General features: G+C 67.8%; 14 protein-coding genes. 3 read left to right on the top strand and 11 right to left on the bottom strand.

Annotated elements, in window-relative coordinates:
- Position 1: 1 nt before the first annotated feature.
- From rplC to ACIQU3_RS01255, 3 genes are all read right to left on the bottom strand, one after another.
- The gene (rplC, locus tag ACIQU3_RS01265; RefSeq protein ID WP_033308969.1) at positions 2 to 646 is read right to left on the bottom strand and encodes a 50S ribosomal protein L3; all 645 of its coding nucleotides are present in this window, start codon (positions 644 to 646) and stop codon (positions 2 to 4) included.
- Positions 647 to 663: 17 nt separating this feature from the next.
- A complete protein-coding gene (gene rpsJ, locus ACIQU3_RS01260; RefSeq protein WP_003948644.1) occupies positions 664 to 972 on the bottom strand; it encodes a 30S ribosomal protein S10 in 309 nt (102 codons plus the stop codon).
- A 491-nt stretch (positions 973 to 1463) separates the two neighbouring features.
- Positions 1464 to 1889 carry a hypothetical protein gene (locus ACIQU3_RS01255; protein ID WP_403922975.1) on the bottom strand — a complete coding sequence of 142 codons (426 nt, stop codon included), beginning with the start codon at positions 1887 to 1889 and terminating at the stop codon, positions 1464 to 1466.
- 448 nt (positions 1890 to 2337) lie between these two features.
- Here ACIQU3_RS01255 and ACIQU3_RS01250 point away from each other — a divergent pair, with 448 nt between their 5' ends.
- The gene (locus ACIQU3_RS01250) at positions 2338 to 3729 is read left to right on the top strand and encodes a S41 family peptidase (RefSeq protein WP_403724312.1); all 1392 of its coding nucleotides are present in this window, start codon (positions 2338 to 2340) and stop codon (positions 3727 to 3729) included.
- On the opposite strand, the gene ACIQU3_RS01245 is transcribed toward ACIQU3_RS01250, so the two are convergent.
- Positions 3726 to 3908 (bottom strand): DUF397 domain-containing protein, encoded by a 183-nt coding sequence (locus tag ACIQU3_RS01245; protein ID WP_403922973.1) that lies wholly within the window; start codon positions 3906 to 3908, stop codon positions 3726 to 3728. The two genes, ACIQU3_RS01250 and ACIQU3_RS01245, sit on opposite strands and share 4 nt — an antisense overlap.
- Entirely contained in the window at positions 3905 to 4783 is an 879-nt protein-coding gene (locus ACIQU3_RS01240; RefSeq protein ID WP_403922971.1) for a helix-turn-helix domain-containing protein, read from the bottom strand. Before ACIQU3_RS01240 ends, ACIQU3_RS01245 begins: the two co-directional genes overlap by 4 nt.
- Positions 4784 to 4938: 155 nt before the next feature.
- On the opposite strand from ACIQU3_RS01240, the gene ACIQU3_RS01235 reads away from it, so the two are divergent.
- Entirely contained in the window at positions 4939 to 5391 is a 453-nt protein-coding gene (locus tag ACIQU3_RS01235; RefSeq protein ID WP_403724303.1) for an ATP-binding protein, read from the top strand.
- Positions 5392 to 5602: 211 nt separating this feature from the next.
- Positions 5603 to 6469, top strand: coding sequence for a helix-turn-helix domain-containing protein (locus ACIQU3_RS01230; RefSeq protein ID WP_403724299.1), 867 nt, complete (start codon positions 5603 to 5605; stop codon positions 6467 to 6469).
- A gap of 133 nt (positions 6470 to 6602) precedes the next feature.
- On the opposite strand, the gene tuf is transcribed toward ACIQU3_RS01230, so the two are convergent.
- From tuf to ACIQU3_RS01200, 6 genes are all read right to left on the bottom strand, one after another.
- On the bottom strand, positions 6603 to 7796 hold the full coding sequence (tuf, locus tag ACIQU3_RS01225) for an elongation factor Tu (protein ID WP_030233924.1): 1194 nt from the start codon (positions 7794 to 7796) through the stop codon (positions 6603 to 6605).
- Between the two features lie 156 nt (positions 7797 to 7952).
- Positions 7953 to 10079 (bottom strand): elongation factor G, encoded by a 2127-nt coding sequence (fusA, locus tag ACIQU3_RS01220; protein ID WP_366710353.1) that lies wholly within the window; start codon positions 10077 to 10079, stop codon positions 7953 to 7955.
- A 39-nt stretch (positions 10080 to 10118) separates the two neighbouring features.
- Positions 10119 to 10589 carry a 30S ribosomal protein S7 gene (rpsG, locus tag ACIQU3_RS01215; protein ID WP_003998848.1) on the bottom strand — a complete coding sequence of 157 codons (471 nt, stop codon included), beginning with the start codon at positions 10587 to 10589 and terminating at the stop codon, positions 10119 to 10121.
- Positions 10590 to 10591: 2 nt separating this feature from the next.
- Complete coding sequence (gene rpsL, locus ACIQU3_RS01210) at positions 10592 to 10963, bottom strand: 30S ribosomal protein S12 (protein WP_003948652.1); 372 nt, start codon at positions 10961 to 10963, stop codon at positions 10592 to 10594.
- A gap of 319 nt (positions 10964 to 11282) precedes the next feature.
- Positions 11283 to 11804, bottom strand: coding sequence for a DUF1707 and DUF4190 domain-containing protein (locus ACIQU3_RS01205; protein WP_403724295.1), 522 nt, complete (start codon positions 11802 to 11804; stop codon positions 11283 to 11285).
- Positions 11805 to 12174: 370 nt separating this feature from the next.
- Complete coding sequence (locus tag ACIQU3_RS01200; protein WP_234849659.1) at positions 12175 to 16074, bottom strand: DNA-directed RNA polymerase subunit beta'; 3900 nt, start codon at positions 16072 to 16074, stop codon at positions 12175 to 12177.
- Positions 16075 to 16110: the final 36 nt, after the last annotated feature.

Raw genomic sequence — 16110 nt, 5'->3', positions numbered from 1 at the left:
CTCAGGCCCCCTTGGCCGCGGTGCGGACCAGGACGAGGCCGCCGTTCGGACCGGGAACCGCGCCCTTGATGAGCAGCAGACCCTTCTCCGCGTCAACGGCGTGGACGGTCAGGTTCTGGGTGGTGACCCGCTCGTTGCCCATGCGACCCGCCATGCGGAGGCCCTTGAACACACGGCCCGGGGTGGCGCAGCCACCGATGGAACCGGGGGAGCGGTGCTTGCGCTGGGTGCCGTGTCCGGCGCCGAGGCCCTTGAAGTTGTGACGCTTCATGACACCGGCGAAGCCCTTGCCCTTGCTCTTGCCGGTCACGTCGACCTTGATGCCGGCCTCGAACACCTCGGCGGTGATCTCCTGGCCGAGGGTGTACTCGCTGGCGTCAGCGGTACGGATCTCGACGAGGTGGCGGCGGGGAGTGACGTCGGCCTTGGCGAAGTGGCCCTTGAGGGGCTTGTTCACCTTGCGCGGGTCGATCTCGCCGAACGCGATCTGGACGGACTCGTAGCCGTCGACGTCGTTCGTACGGACCTGGGTGACGACGTTGGGGCCGGCCTTGACGACGGTGACCGGAACAACACGGTTGTTCGCGTCCCACACCTGCGTCATGCCGAGCTTCTCGCCCAGGATGCCCTTGATCTGCTTAGCCATCGTTCAGATCACCGGCCTCAGAGCTTGATCTCGATGTCGACACCGGCCGGGAGGTCGAGTCGCATCAGAGAGTCAACGGTCTTGGGGGTCGGGTCGAGGATGTCGATCAGGCGCTTGTGCGTGCGCATCTCGAAGTGCTCGCGCGAGTCCTTGTACTTGTGCGGCGACTTGATGACGCAGTACACGTTCTTCTCAGTGGGCAGCGGCACCGGGCCCGCGACCGACGCACCAGTGCGGGTCACCGTCTCGACGATCTTCTTCGCCGAGGAGTCGATGACCTCGTGGTCGTAGGCCTTGAGCCGGATGCGGATCTTCTGTCCCGCCATGGCTACTCAGTAGTCCTGTCTCTCTAACGCTCTGGAACCCGGCGGATTCCTTCTGCTGCCTTCGTTTCTCCGACCCACGCGGTCGGGCGTGTCGCACTCTCGCTGACACAGATGTCCCTTGTTCGAACATCCCTGCGGGATTGCGCACGGCCCTTCCGGAACCGCAGGCCGGGGGCGAAGGCCCACCGGGTGCCTGGCCAGTGCCGCACCGCACTTCCCGAAAGATTCCCGTACGTCCGCCCCAGCGCTGCCTTACGGCAGTTAGGGCGACGAGTACTGTGGGACTCGCTTCCGGTCCCCCCGGCGGGAGGCGCGCAGCATCAACACTCGACCGAGCAACTCCGACAGTCTGCCATATGGGGCAGGGGCGACGCCAATCGAGCCGGAGAGAATACCCCGGGGGTGACGCAGGTCAAACCAGGGGCGCTCCCGGCGCACGCTGGTGATCGCCGGGAGGCCCGGGCTCACCGGAGGGCCGGGCGAGCAGCAGATCACGCGGGACCCGGGAAGTCCTCCTCCAGGATCCAGTAGTCGCTCCCTTCGGTGCTCGCCGCGCAGACCCGGTGGCCACGCGGGGAGCGGGCGATGAGAAGCAGGTCTCCGTCCGGGGACCGTAGGGCCGAGACGTCCGAGTCCTCGGTCAACCGTACGTGCACCCAGCCGTCCTTCATGCCGGCGGCTAGCAGGCAGGTGCCGTCCTCGGACAGGACACCGCCCGCGCGAGCCCGGGCCCTCCACGCCGCGTCGAGGCGGCGCGGTGCGTCCGCGGCATTCCGCTCGATGCGCTCCACAGGCTCGGCGTCGATGTGCACCACCCTGCGAAAGGCCTGCTCGACCGAAGGGTCGCCGTCTACTTCCGGATACCCGATCACTTCCAGGCCTGCAGATCGGAAGCGCGATTCGATTTCCGTGTCCATTACTCTCCTCTGGCTTTAAAGCCAGTACGTCCACCATCTCCCGGAAACACACGAGCATCTCGTCCTCTAGGGGCATCACGAACTCCGTGCCTGTCGTGCCGGCCGTGGGGCACGCCCCGAATTCCACGAGCCACCGCAGGCGCCTGACCTCTGCCACCAGCTGCGGTATCGCCTGCCTGGCCATGGCGATGAACGCGGCGTTCTGATCATCGTCGAGGTTCCTGACGTGCCACGGCCCTGGGGTGGCGGACCTGCACAGTTCCTCGATCGCGTCCAGGTCGAGTTCGTCGCGCGGCGCATCTGAAGTCATGCTCCAGTGTCACGGCCCGGCAGTGACGAACCGGCCGGGGGGCTGTCCCCACCTCCGCTCTCCGGCCCACCGGATGGCTCATCCCCACACTGTCAGGCACGGTAAGGGCACCGACCACACAGCAGGGGGAACCCGTCCGTGCGCACCACCACCGCCGCCACAGCCATCGCCCTCACCCTGACCCTCGCCGCAGCCGCCACGGCGCCCGCCACGGCCGCATCCGCCCCCGGCAAGCCGGGCACCGACGGCGTCTGGCGCATGGACGGCTACGGCACCGTCCTGTCCCTCGACGGCGACACCCTCCAGGAGTTCCAGACGACGTCCGTCAGCTGCCTCAAGGGTGACCGTGCTCGGCGGACCGGCCCCGGCACGTACACGACCGCCGACGGCACCACCCTGACCGTCCGACCCGGCCCCGGCGGGAACCGCGCCACCCTCGGCTACGACACCTCGGTCGGACACCGCTCGCTACGGCGGATCCAGGAACTGCCGGCCGACTGCACCCGCCCCACCCCCAAGGACCCCCGCACTGCCTTCGACGTCTTCTGGCACTCCTTCGCCGAGAACTACCCCTTCTTCGCCGCGAAGGGCGTCGACTGGCAGGCCATGAGGGACCGCTACCGGCCCGAGGTGCATGCGGACACCACCCGCAAGGAACTCTTCGGCATCTTCAGCGCCATGGTGCGGCCTCTCTACGACGCCCATGTCGCCGTCCTGGACGGGGACCAGGTCTTCGCCCAAGTGCGCCCCGGCACCGAGATGCCCAGCCCCCAACTGGACGCCAAGGTCAAGCAGTTCATCGGCGAGCGTGACCTCGGGGGCGCCCCCTACCGCCAGGACTTCGCCAACGGTCGTATCACCTACGCCGACCTCCCCGGTCGCGCGGATCAGGGCTACCTCCGCATCTCCGGCTTCGCCGGCTACACCGCCGAGGACGCCCCCTACCCGGCCCATCTCGCCGAACTCGACAAGGCCCTGGACACGATCCTCACCACCGAGCGCACCCGGCGCCTCAAGGGCCTGATCATCGACCTGCGCATCAACGGCGGCGGCTCCGACGCCCTTGGCATCCGCATCGCCGAGCGCCTCACGGACAGGCCTTACGTCGCCTACGCCAAGCGCGCCCGGAATCACCCGACCGACCCGGGCCGGCACACCCGCCCCGAGCCCATCCGGGTCGTACCGGCGGCCGGGCCCCGCTACACCGGGCCCATCGCCGTACTGACCTCGGGCACGACCGTCAGCGCCGGGGAGACCTTCACGCAGGCCCTGTTCGATCGGCCGGGCGGCACGGTTCGTATCGGGCAGCCGACCCAGGGTGTCTTCTCCGACGTCATGGAACGCGGCCTCCCCAACGGCATGACGGCGATCCTCCCGAACGAGGAGTTCCTCGACCGGTCGGGCCGGACCTACGACGGCACGGGCATACCGCCCCACCTGACCGAACCGGTCTTCACGAAGGGGGAGTTCGCCGAGAAGCGGGACTCGGCGTTCGACCGCGCGGTGCGCGTCCTGCGGAACGACGACTAGACGGAGGCCAGGAACTCCGACCAGGCCTCCGGCGCGAGCGCGAGCCGGGGGCCTTCGGCATGCTTGGAGTCCCGGACGTGGACGGTGTGGGGGGCTATGGCGATCTCGACGCAGGACTCGCCGTTGGTACCGCTGCTGTAGCTGCTCTTGAACCACGCCGGTTCAGCGTTGCGGATCATGTCTCTCCCAGCAGTGTCTCGACAAAGGCCAGCGACTCCCGGGGTGGGAGAGCCTGCGCCCGGAGGGTCCCATATTGCAGCTCCAGGATGCGGAGTTGCCTCGGATCAGAGACAGGTCGGCCGCTGTACAAGCCGTCAGCGCGGCCCGCTGCCGTACCGTCCGGGAACTTCAGCAACTCAATCCGGCCATCCAGCCCTGGATGAGCGTCGCTGTTCGTCGGCATGACCTGAAGCGTGACGTTGCTCAAGCGCCCCACCTCCAGCAGACGTTCGAGCTGCTGCCGCCACACCATTGTGCCCCCGACTTGTCGGCGTAGCGGTGCCTCTTCCAGGACGAAATGGACTGAGGGAGCGGGGTCGCGTTCGAATACCGCCTGCCGGGCCAGACGAGCGGCCACCATTCGATCGACGTCGTCCGGCGAGTAGGACGGCTGCCACGACTCGAACAAAGCCCGCGCGTGCTCCGGCGTCTGCAACAGCCCATGGACGCTGTTGCACTCATACACCCCGATCTCCACCGCCTGCCCCTCCAACTTGGCAAGCTCCCGCACCTTCCTGGGGTACCGGACCTTCTTCACGTCCTCCCAGGCCGCCGCGAGCAGCCCACCCGCCCCCAGCACCTCGTCAGCCCTGACCAGATAGTCCTGCCGGGGGATCCGCTTCCCGCCCTCGATCTTGTAGACCATGTCCTCGCCGTACCCGACCGCCGCCCCGAACTCGGCGGCCCGCATCCCCACCGCCTCACGCCGCAGCTTCAGCTGCCGCCCGACGGTCGTGATGACCGCGACACCCCACTCGTCGTCGGGATCGACCTCCCAACCCGGCTCGCCCGCCTCGCCCTTGATCCGCCCCGAGTCCGCCTCGACCGCCGTCATCCCGCACCCTTCCGCCGTCGTACGACCGTGCCCGGCGCCCTACCCGTACGCCCGGCCCCGACAGCCCGGACAACGCCGGACAAGCTCCGGACAGTCACCGTACGCACCCGCTGAGTCACTGTTCACGGTAAGCGTGGACAGCCACGCTGAGTGACGTGAAGCAGAACTCCCCCGAACTCGCCACCGCCGTACGCCACTTCAGCCTCCAGCTCTCCCCCACCCCGCGCGGGGCCCGCCTGGCGCGTCTCCTCGCCACCGAGCAACTGCGCTCCTGGGGACTGCCGCTGGACCCGGCGCGGCAGGTCATCGCCGAGTTGTCGAACAACGCCGCGACGCACGGCCGCGCCCCCGGCCGCGACTTCCGCCTGCTCCTCTACGTCGTCGCCGGCACCCTCCGCGTCGAGGTGACGGACACCCGCGCCGACCGGCTGCCGGCGGCCCGACCCGGCCTGGGCCTCCTCCTGGTCGACGCACTCGCCGACCGCTGGGGCGTCACCCGAGGGCTGCCGCCCCGTAAGACAGTCTGGGCCGAACTCGACCTCGCACCGAAACCCGAAAGTGCGTGCTCCGGCGGTACAGGCGCCCTCCTCCAAGGACCACAAGGGTGAAAGAACCCGACCCAACCCCACCCCTCCTCCCAGCCGCAGGGCCGCCTCACCCTCGCGAGTGAACATCGCCAACTCAACTGGATTCGGGGGTCCTTGCCTGCCCTACGCTCAGCGCAACACGTCACGACACAACCGCAGACATGCGACGGCCCCCGCCGGGACGGCAATCCCAGTGCGAGGGCCTGACCACCGAGGAAGTAGGAGCTTCCCGATGGATACGCAGAACCCTAACGTGCCCGCGCACGCCCACACCCGGGTTGCCGGAAAGAAGCGCCCGAACCGGCGGCACCCCCACTCCGGACTGGTCCACGACAACGCCCGCCACACCACCCGCTTCACGGTGATCGGCAACCACCTGGCCCAGCACCCGGAGCTCTCCCTGCTCGCGATCGGGCTGTCGGTACACATCCAGTCGCTCCCGGCGGGCGCCCGCATCGACATCAAGTCCCTTGCCGCCCGCTTCCCGGAGGGCACGACCCGCATCGCCGCGGCCCTTCGCGAGCTGGAGGCGCACGGCTACCTGCGCCGCACCCGCGAGCGCGTCCCGGACGGCCGGATCATCACCCGCACGACCTCCTGCAACCAGCCGGGTCACAGCCGTACGGACACCCCGCACCCCGCCCCGAGGAAGCGGACGAGGCAGCCCGGCGGCAAACCCCTGCCCGCGGTACCGCGCCCGGCACACCCGGCCCCCGCCCTCCTCCAGCAGGCCACGGACCTCCTCACCGGCCTCCGCCGCCAGGACACCCGCCTGCTCCTCTCCGGGTCCGACACCGCCCATCTCGCCCCGGGCGTCGCCGCCTGGCTGGAGCGCGACGTCTCGCCGGCCGCCGTACGGCACGCCCTGACGGCGGACCTCCCGCCGGAGCCCCTGCACCGCCCGGGCGCCCTCCTGGCTCACCGCCTCACGGCCCAGCTGCCACCCCCACCGCCCTTCGCCTCACCGCAGGCGCCCCCGCCGCCCACCCGGCACCCCCTCCAGACCTGCGACGGCTGCGACCGCGCGTTCCGCGCACCGGCCCCCGGTCACTGCCGCGACTGCCGCTCCGACCATGCCAATCTGCTGGACTCCGCATGAACGGAACAACTGCCGCCCAGGTCTCCCCGCTCCCCTGCCGTCGGGGGAAACAGCAAAGGGGCCCGTACGACCGAAGTCGTACGGGCCCCTTCGAGCCACTCAGGTCAGTGGACCCTCAAGCCAGTCCGAAGACTCACTTGTTGATCTTGGTGACCTGGCCGGCGCCCACGGTCCGGCCACCCTCACGGATGGCGAACTTCAGGCCCTCTTCCATGGCGACGGGCTGGATGAGCTCCACCTTCATCTCGGTGTTGTCACCCGGCATGACCATCTCGGTGCCCTCGGGGAGGGTCACCACGCCGGTCACGTCCGTCGTACGGAAGTAGAACTGCGGGCGGTAGTTGTTGAAGAACGGCGTGTGGCGGCCACCCTCGTCCTTGGACAGGATGTAGGCCTGCGCCTCGAACTCGGTGTGCGGGGTGACCGAGCCCGGCTTGATGATGACCTGGCCGCGCTCGACGTCCTCGCGCTTGATGCCACGGAGGAGCAGACCGACGTTCTCACCGGCCTGGCCCTCGTCGAGGAGCTTCCGGAACATCTCGATGCCGGTGACCGTGGTGGTGGTCTTCTCCTGCTTGATGCCGATGATGTCGACGGTCTCGTTGACCTTCAGGACACCACGCTCGATACGGCCGGTGACGACCGTACCGCGGCCGGTGATCGTGAAGACGTCCTCGATCGGCATGAGGAACGGCTTGTCGACGTCACGCTCGGGCTCCGGGATCGCCGTGTCGACGGCGTTCATGAGCTCGAGAACCGAGTTGCCCCACTCCTTGTCGCCCTCGAGGGCCTTCAGAGCGGAGACCTTGACGACCGGAACGTCGTCGCCCGGGAACTCGTACTCGGAGAGGAGCTCACGGACCTCGAGCTCGACGAGCTCCAGGATCTCCTCGTCGTCCACCATGTCGGCCTTGTTCAGGGCGACGACGATGTACGGAACGCCGACCTGGCGGGCCAGGAGCACGTGCTCCTTGGTCTGCGGCATCGGGCCGTCGGTGGCGGCGACCACGAGGATGGCGCCGTCCATCTGCGCCGCACCCGTGATCATGTTCTTGATGTAGTCCGCGTGACCGGGGCAGTCGACGTGGGCGTAGTGACGCGTCTCGGTCTGGTACTCGACGTGCGCGATGGAGATGGTGATACCGCGCTGGCGCTCCTCAGGAGCCTTGTCGATCTGGTCGAAGGCCGAGGCCTCGTTCAGGTCCGGGTACGCGTCGTGCAGCACCTTGGTAATGGCGGCCGTGAGGGTCGTCTTACCGTGGTCGATGTGACCGATGGTGCCGATGTTGACGTGCGGCTTAGTCCGCTCGAACTTCGCCTTCGCCACTGGGGTCCTCCTGTGGAGTGGTTCTGGTACGCCTTACTCATCGGCGCCAGGTGATCTTTGCTGGAAAGCCCGGGCCCCGGGGCACTCTCACCGCGATTGCGGCGGAATGCCCCTCAAGGCTCCGGAGTCAAGCCTACGGCGTGTAGACGCGGTGCGTTACTCGCCCTTGGCCTTCGCGATGATCTCCTCGGCGACGTTCCGCGGAACCTCGGCGTAGGAGTCGAACTGCATGGAGTAGCTCGCACGGCCGGACGTCTTGCTGCGCAGGTCGCCGACGTAACCGAACATCTCCGAGAGGGGCACGAGGCCCTTCACGACGCGGGCACCGGCCCGCTCCTCCATGGCCTGGATCTGACCACGGCGGGAGTTGATGTCGCCGATGACCTCACCCATGTAGTCCTCGGGCGTGGTGACCTCGACGGCCATCATCGGCTCGAGCAGCACGGGGCTGGCCTTGCGCGCGGCCTCCTTGAAGGCCTGCGAACCGGCGATCTTGAACGCGAGCTCGGAGGAGTCCACCTCGTGGTAGGCACCGTCGAGCAGCGTCACGCGCACACCGGTCATCTCGTAACCGGCGAGGATGCCGAACTGCATGGCCTCCTGCGCACCGGCGTCCACCGAAGGGATGTACTCCTTCGGCACACGGCCACCGGTCACCTTGTTGATGAACTCGTACGAGGCGTCGCCACCCTCGATGGGCTCGATCGCGATGATGACGCGAGCGAACTGGCCGGTACCACCCGTCTGCTTCTTGTGGGTGAACTCGACCTTCTCGACGGCCTTGCGGATCGTCTCGCGGTACGCGACCTGCGGCTTGCCGACGTTGGCCTCGACCTTGAACTCGCGCTTCATGCGGTCCACGAGCACCTCGAGGTGAAGCTCGCCCATACCGCCGATGACGGTCTGGCCGGTCTCCTCGTTGGTGTGCACCTGGAAGGAGGGGTCCTCCTCGGCCAGGCGCTGGATCGCGACGCCGAGCTTCTCCTGGTCGCCCTTCGACTTGGGCTCGATGGCGACCTCGATGACCGGCGCCGGGAAGTCCATGGACTCCAGGATGACCGGGTTCTTCTCGTCCGCCAGCGTCTCACCGGTGGTGGTCTGCTTCAGGCCCATGACGGCGACGATGTCGCCGGCGCCCACCGACTCGATCTCCTCACGCTTGTTGGCGTGCATGCGGTAGATCTTGCCGATGCGCTCCTTGCGGCCCTTGACCGAGTTCAGCACGGCGGTGCCGGACTGCAGACGGCCGGAGTACACGCGGACGAAGGTGAGCTTGCCGAGGTGCGGGTCGCTCATGATCTTGAACGCCAGCGCGGCGAGGGGCTCGTCCTCCGACGGCTTGCGCGCGATGACCTGCTCCGGGTCCTTGACGTCGTGGCCCTCGATGGCCTCGACGTCCAGGGGGGTGGGCAGGTAGCGCACGACCGCGTCGAGCAGGGGCTGAACACCCTTGTTCTTGAACGCGGTGCCGCAGAACACGGGGGTGACGGTGGTGCCGCCGCCCTTGCCGGACGCGATGGTGATACGACGGATCGCGGCGTAGAGCTGCTCCACGGTGGGCTCGGTGCCCTCCAGGTACAGCTCCATCAGCTCTTCGTCGTTCTCGGCGACGGCCTCGAGCAGCTTGCCGCGGTACTCCTCGGCAGCCTCGGCGTGGGTGTCCGGGATGTCGACGGTGTCGTACATCTCGCCCTTGGTCGCCTCGGCCGACCAGACCAGGGCCTTCATCGTCACGAGGTCGATGACGCCCTTGAAGTCCGCCTCGGCACCGATCGGCAGCTGCATGACCAGCGGCTGCGCGCCCAGGCGGTCCGAGATCATGTCCACGCAGCGGTGGAACTCGGCGCCGGTACGGTCCAGCTTGTTGACGAAGCAGATGCGCGGCACGCCGTAGCGGTCGGCCTGACGCCACACCGTCTCGGACTGCGGCTCGACACCGGCGACACCGTCGAACACCGTCACGGCACCGTCGAGCACGCGCAGGGAGCGCTCCACCTCGACGGTGAAGTCGACGTGACCCGGGGTGTCGATGATGTTGATGGTGTAGTCGTCGCCCTCGAGCGGCCAGTGACAGGTGGTCGCAGCAGACGTGATCGTGATGCCACGCTCCTGCTCCTGCTCCATCCAGTCCATGGTGGCGGCGCCGTCGTGGACCTCACCGATCTTGTACGACACGCCGGTGTAGAACAGGATCCGCTCGGTGGTGGTCGTCTTGCCCGCGTCGATGTGGGCCATGATCCCGATGTTGCGGACCTTGGCCAGGTCAAGTGAAGTGGTAGCCATAAGGCTTCAGTCTTCTCTCGGTCTCGATGTGGGTAGCGACTACCAGCGGTAGTGCGCGAAGGCCTTGTTGGACTCGGCCATCTTGTGGGTGTCCTCGCGCTTCTTCACGGCCGCACCGAGGCCGTTGGAGGCGTCGAGAAGCTCGTTGAGGAGACGCTCGGTCATGGTCTTCTCGCGACGGGCGCGGGAGTAACCGACCAGCCAGCGCAGCGCCAGGGTATTGGCGCGGCCGGGCTTGACCTCGACCGGCACCTGGTAGGTGGCGCCACCGACACGGCGGGACTTGACCTCGAGGGTCGGCTTGATGTTCTCAAGAGCGCGCTTCAGCGTGATGACCGGGTCGTTGCCGGTCTTCTCGCGCAGGCCCTCCATGGCGCCGTAGACGATGCGCTCGGCGGTGGAGCGCTTGCCGTTCAGCAGCACCTTGTTGATGAGCGACGTGACCAGAGGAGAACCGTAGACCGGGTCGATGATGACCGGGCGCTTCGGGGCGGGGCCCTTACGAGGCATTCTTACTTCTCCTTCTTGGCGCCGTAGCGGGAACGGGCCTGCTTGCGGTTCTTGACACCCTGGGTGTCGAGGGAGCCACGGATGATCTTGTAGCGAACACCCGGCAGGTCCTTCACACGGCCGCCGCGCACGAGCACGATGGAGTGCTCCTGCAGGTTGTGTCCCTCACCCGGAATGTAAGCGGTGACCTCGATCCCGCTGGTCAGACGCACACGCGCGACCTTACGCAGGGCCGAGTTCGGCTTCTTCGGGGTGGTCGTGAACACACGCGTGCAGACGCCCCGACGCTGAGGAGAACCCTCGAGTGCGGGCGTCTTGTTCTTCTCGACCTTGTCCTGCCGGCCCTTACGGACCAGCTGCTGGATCGTAGGCACTACTTCTCCGGTTTCTGTGTGCCGAATGGTGAAGCTAACCTGGAACGTCGCCGACCCACGCGGTCGGGTGTGTCGAACCCGCGGACTCCCGCCGCGAGGCAGAAACAGCGCAGATTACGGTGGCCGGTGTCAGCTCGCCGTGCGGTTCATGGCACACACGCGAGCCAGGGCACACCCCAGGCACAAGGTCTGAGCGTACCTACCGCATTCGCTGCGGTCAAAACAAATGGGCACCGCCCGCATCGCCATGCGGGACATGTCAAGCCCCCCGGCCGTTGCCGATCTTCAATTCGACGGCGACTGTCCGTTTTGCATACTTTCACGATGCTACGACGGACACCACCGTGAGCAACACCAGAACGAGTGCCCAACCCGCCGTGGACAACCACCCGAGCACCAGACCGGTCAGCGCGAGACCGTCCCCCAGTTCGCCCCGGCTGCGGATCTCTGCCCGGGCCACATGCCCCAGCACGACGGCCGGGATCCCGGTCAGCCCCATGGTCGGCACGCACAGCAGCCCGCACACCCCGGCCGCGACGGCCTTCCCGTTGGTCCGCGGCCGCGGCACCGGCAGGAACGTCCCCGGCACGGGCAGGACCGAGGCCGGCTGCGGCAGCGGCCCCTGCGGCAGGTCCGCGACGAGCAGCGCCAGCTCCCCCACCGTCCGCGCCGCGTACGCCCGCCCGACCCGCTTCTCGAACTCGCCCTGCTCCATCCGCCCCTCGCCGTATCCGGCTCTGAGCACGTCCACGGCCCGCTCCCGGTCGGCGTGCGACGCGAGCATCGAGGGAGCGCCGGAGCCCTGCCAGGGCTGCCAGGACGGGTAGTGCGGCTGCGACACGGAGCGCCTCCCCGGGGCCGGAGTCCTTCCATGATGCGCCGATGCGGGCGTTCCGGCACCGGTGCGTCGGGGGCGGGGCGCCGCATGTCGGCCAGACAGCCGACAGACGCCCTCCGCGACGCGGAGGCGCCCCACCTCGCGGCACCGCCGCCCGCCCGCCGACGCCCCGCTGAAGCGGCGCCCCGGGGCACCTCCCGACCGGCCCCGGGGCCGGGAGCATCGAGGACTCCCGGCCCGGGGACGCCGAGGAGTCGCGTCCCGGAAACATCGAGGATCCCCTCGGCCCAGGAACGCCGAGGAGTCCCCGGGCCCGGGAACGCCGAAGGGCGGCCACCCCTCGGGGTGACCGCCCTCGACTCAAGCGACTCGCTTACTGGTTGTACGGACCGTAGTCGTAGTCCTCCAGCGGAACGGCCTGGCCGGAGCCCGTGCCGAACGGCGAGTAGTCGATGTCGTCGTAGCCGACGGCCGAGTACATCGCGGCCTTGGCCTCCTCGGTCGGCTCGACCCGGATGTTGCGGTAGCGGGACAGACCCGTACCGGCCGGGATGAGCTTACCGATGATGACGTTCTCCTTGAGGCCGATGAGGCTGTCGGACTTGGCGTTGATCGCCGCATCCGTCAGGACTCGGGTCGTCTCCTGGAAGGAGGCGGCCGACAGCCAGGACTCCGTCGCCAGCGAGGCCTTGGTGATACCCATGAGCTGCGGACGACCCGAAGCCGGGTGACCGCCCTCCTGGACCACACGACGGTTCTCGTGCTCGAACTTCGAGCGCTCGACCAGCTCACCGGGCAGCAGCTCGGCGTCGCCGGACTCGATGATCGTCACGCGGCGCAGCATCTGCCGGATGATGATCTCGATGTGCTTGTCGTGGATCGACACACCCTGCGAGTTGTAGACCTTCTGGACCTCGCCGACCAGGTGGACCTGGACGGCACGCTGACCCAGAATGCGCAGCACGTCGTGCGGGTTGGTGGCACCCACGGTGAGCTTCTGGCCCACCTCGACGTGCTCGCCCTCGCTGACCAGGAGACGGGCACGCTTCGAGATCGGGAACGCCGTCTCGTCGCTGCCGTCGTCCGGGGTGACGACGATCTTCTTGGTCTTCTCGGTCTCCTCGATCCGCACGCGGCCCTGGGCCTCGGAGATCGGGGCGACACCCTTCGGGGTACGGGCCTCGAAGAGCTCGACGACACGCGGCAGACCCTGGGTGATGTCGTCACCGGCCACACCACCGGTGTGGAAGGTACGCATCGTCAGCTGGGTACCGGGCTCACCGATGGACTGGGCGGCGATGATGCCGACCGCCTCACCGATGTCGACCAGCTTGCCGGTGGCCAGCGAACGGCCGTAGCACATCGCGCAGGTGCCGACGGCGGACTCGCAGGTCAGGACCGAGCGGGTCTTGACCTCCTCGACGCCGCGCTGCACGAGCTCCTCGATGAGGACGTCGCCCAGGTCGGTGCCGGCCGGGGCCAGCACCTGACCGTCGACCACGATGTCCTCGGCGAGGCAGCGCGCGTACACGGACGTCTCGACGTCCTCGGTCTTGACCAGACCACCCTCGGCGTTCCGGTCCGCGATCTTGAGGCGCAGACCGCGCTCGGTGCCGCAGTCCTCCTCGCGAATGATGACGTCCTGGGAGACGTCGACCAGACGACGGGTGAGGTAACCCGAGTCGGCGGTACGCAGAGCGGTGTCCGCCAGACCCTTACGGGCACCGTGCGTGGAGATGAAGTACTCCAGCACGGACAGGCCCTCACGGAAGGACGCCTTGATCGGACGCGGGATCGTCTCGTTCTTCGCGTTCGACACCAGACCACGCATACCGGCGATCTGACGCATCTGCATCATGTTGCCTCGTGCACCCGAGTTCACCATCATGAAGATCGGGTTGGTCTTCGGGAAGTTGTCGTTCATCGCCTCGGCGACCTCGTTGGTCGCCTTGGTCCAGATCGCGATGAGTTCCTGCGTGCGCTCGTCCTTGGTGATCAGACCGCGCTCGTACTGCTTCTGGACCTTCTCGTCCTGCGCCTCGTACCCGCGGACGATCTCCTTCTTCGCCTCGGGGACGACGACGTCGGAGATGGCCACGGTGACGCCGGAACGGGTCGCCCAGTAGAAGCCGGCCGCCTTCAGGTTGTCGAGCGTCGCCGCCACGATGACCTTGGGGTAGCGCTCGGCGAGGTCGTTGACGATCTCGGAGAGCTGCTTCTTGCCGACCTCGTAGTCGACGAACGGGTAGTCCTCGGGCAGCAGCTCGTTGAAGAGCGCGCGGCCCAGGGTGGTGTTCAGCCGGAAGCTGTCACCCTGCTGCCACTCGGGCTCGCCCTCCTCGCGCGCCGGCGGGGTCCAGCCGCGCGGCGGGATGGTGCCGACCGGGAAGCGGACGTCGATCTTCGACTGGAGCGACAGCTCGCCCGCGTCGAAGGCCATGATCGCCTCGGCGACCGAGGCGAAGGAACGGCCCTCGCCCTTGAGGTCGCGCATCTCGCCGTCGGTGGTGAGGAAGAACAGACCGAGGACCATGTCCTGGGTCGGCATCGTCACCGGACGGCCGTCGGCGGGCTTGAGGATGTTGTTCGAGGACAGCATCAGGATGCGGGCCTCGGCCTGCGCCTCCGCGGACAGCGGCAGGTGCACGGCCATCTGGTCACCGTCGAAGTCCGCGTTGAACGCGGTGCAGACGAGCGGGTGGATCTGGATGGCCTTGCCCTCGACCAGCTGCGGCTCGAAGGCCTGGATGCCGAGGCGGTGCAGCGTGGGCGCACGGTTCAGCAGAACCGGGTGCTCCGCGATGACCTCTTCCAGCACGTCGTACACGACCGTGCGGCCGCGCTCGACCATGCGCTTGGCGCTCTTGATGTTCTGCGCGTGGTTCAGGTCGACCAGTCGCTTCATCACGAACGGCTTGAAGAGCTCCAGCGCCATCGCCTTCGGCAGACCGCACTGGTGCAGCTTCAGCTGCGGACCGACGACGATCACGGAACGCGCGGAGTAGTCCACACGCTTACCGAGCAGGTTCTGACGGAAGCGGCCCTGCTTACCCTTCAGCATGTCGCTGAGGGACTTCAGCGGGCGGTTACCGGGACCGGTGACCGGACGGCCACGACGGCCGTTGTCGAACAGCGCGTCGACGGCCTCCTGAAGCATGCGCTTCTCGTTGTTCACGATGATCTCGGGCGCACCGAGGTCGAGAAGGCGCTTCAGGCGGTTGTTCCGGTTGATCACACGGCGGTACAGGTCGTTCAGGTCGGAGGTCGCGAAGCGGCCACCGTCCAGCTGCACCATCGGGCGGAGGTCCGGCGGGATGACCGGCACGCAGTCGAGCACCATGCCCTTGGGGCTGTTGCTGGTCTGCAGGAACGCGGAGACGACCTTCAGGCGCTTGAGCGCACGGGTCTTCTTCTGGCCCTTGCCGGTGCGGATGATCTCGCGGAGCTTCTCGGCCTCCTCGTCGAGGTCGAAGGACTCCAGGCGCTTCTGCAGCGCCGCGGCACCCATCGAGCCGTCGAAGTACGTGCCGAAGCGGTCACGCAGCTCGCGGTAGAGCAGCTCGTCGCCCTCGAGGTCCTGGACCTTGAGGTTCTTGAAGCGGTTCCACACCTCGTCGAGGCGGTCGATCTCGCGCTGCGCGCGGTCGCGCAGCTGCTTCATCTCGCGCTCGGCACCCTCGCGCACCTTGCGGCGCACGTCGGCCTTGGCGCCCTCGGCCTCCAGCTCGGCCAGGTCGGTCTCGAGCTTCTTGGCGCGGGCCTCCAGGTCGGCGTCGCGGCGCTGCTCGATCTGCTGGCGCTCGACGGAGACGTGGGCCTCCAGCGAGGGCAGGTCGCGCGTACGGCGCTCCTCGTCGACGTACGTGATCATGTACGCCGCGAAGTAGATGACCTTCTCGAGGTCCTTCGGCGCCAGGTCGAGCAGGTAGCCCAGGCGCGACGGAACACCCTTGAAGTACCAGATGTGCGTGACGGGCGCGGCCAGCTCGATGTGGCCCATCCGCTCACGGCGCACCTTGGCGCGCGTGACCTCGACGCCACAGCGCTCACAGATGATGCCCTTGAAGCGGACGCGCTTGTACTTGCCGCAGTAGCACTCCCAGTCCCGGGTCGGACCGAAGATCTTCTCGCAGAAGAGTCCGTCCTTTTCGGGCTTGAGGGTGCGGTAGTTGATGGTCTCGGGCTTCTTGACCTCGCCGTGGCTCCACTGACGGATGTCGTCAGCGGTGGCCAGACCGATCCGGAGCTCGTCGAAGAAGTTGACGTCGAGCACTATGCGTCAATCCCTCTCAGGGTTGTAAGTCATGGG

This window comes from Streptomyces sp. NPDC101110 (genome assembly GCF_044759525.1).
Taxonomy (GTDB): Bacteria; Actinomycetota; Actinomycetes; order Streptomycetales; family Streptomycetaceae; genus Streptomyces.
The sequence above is the reverse complement of the archived record's forward strand: the minus strand, read 5'-3'. Positions and strand labels throughout refer to the sequence as shown.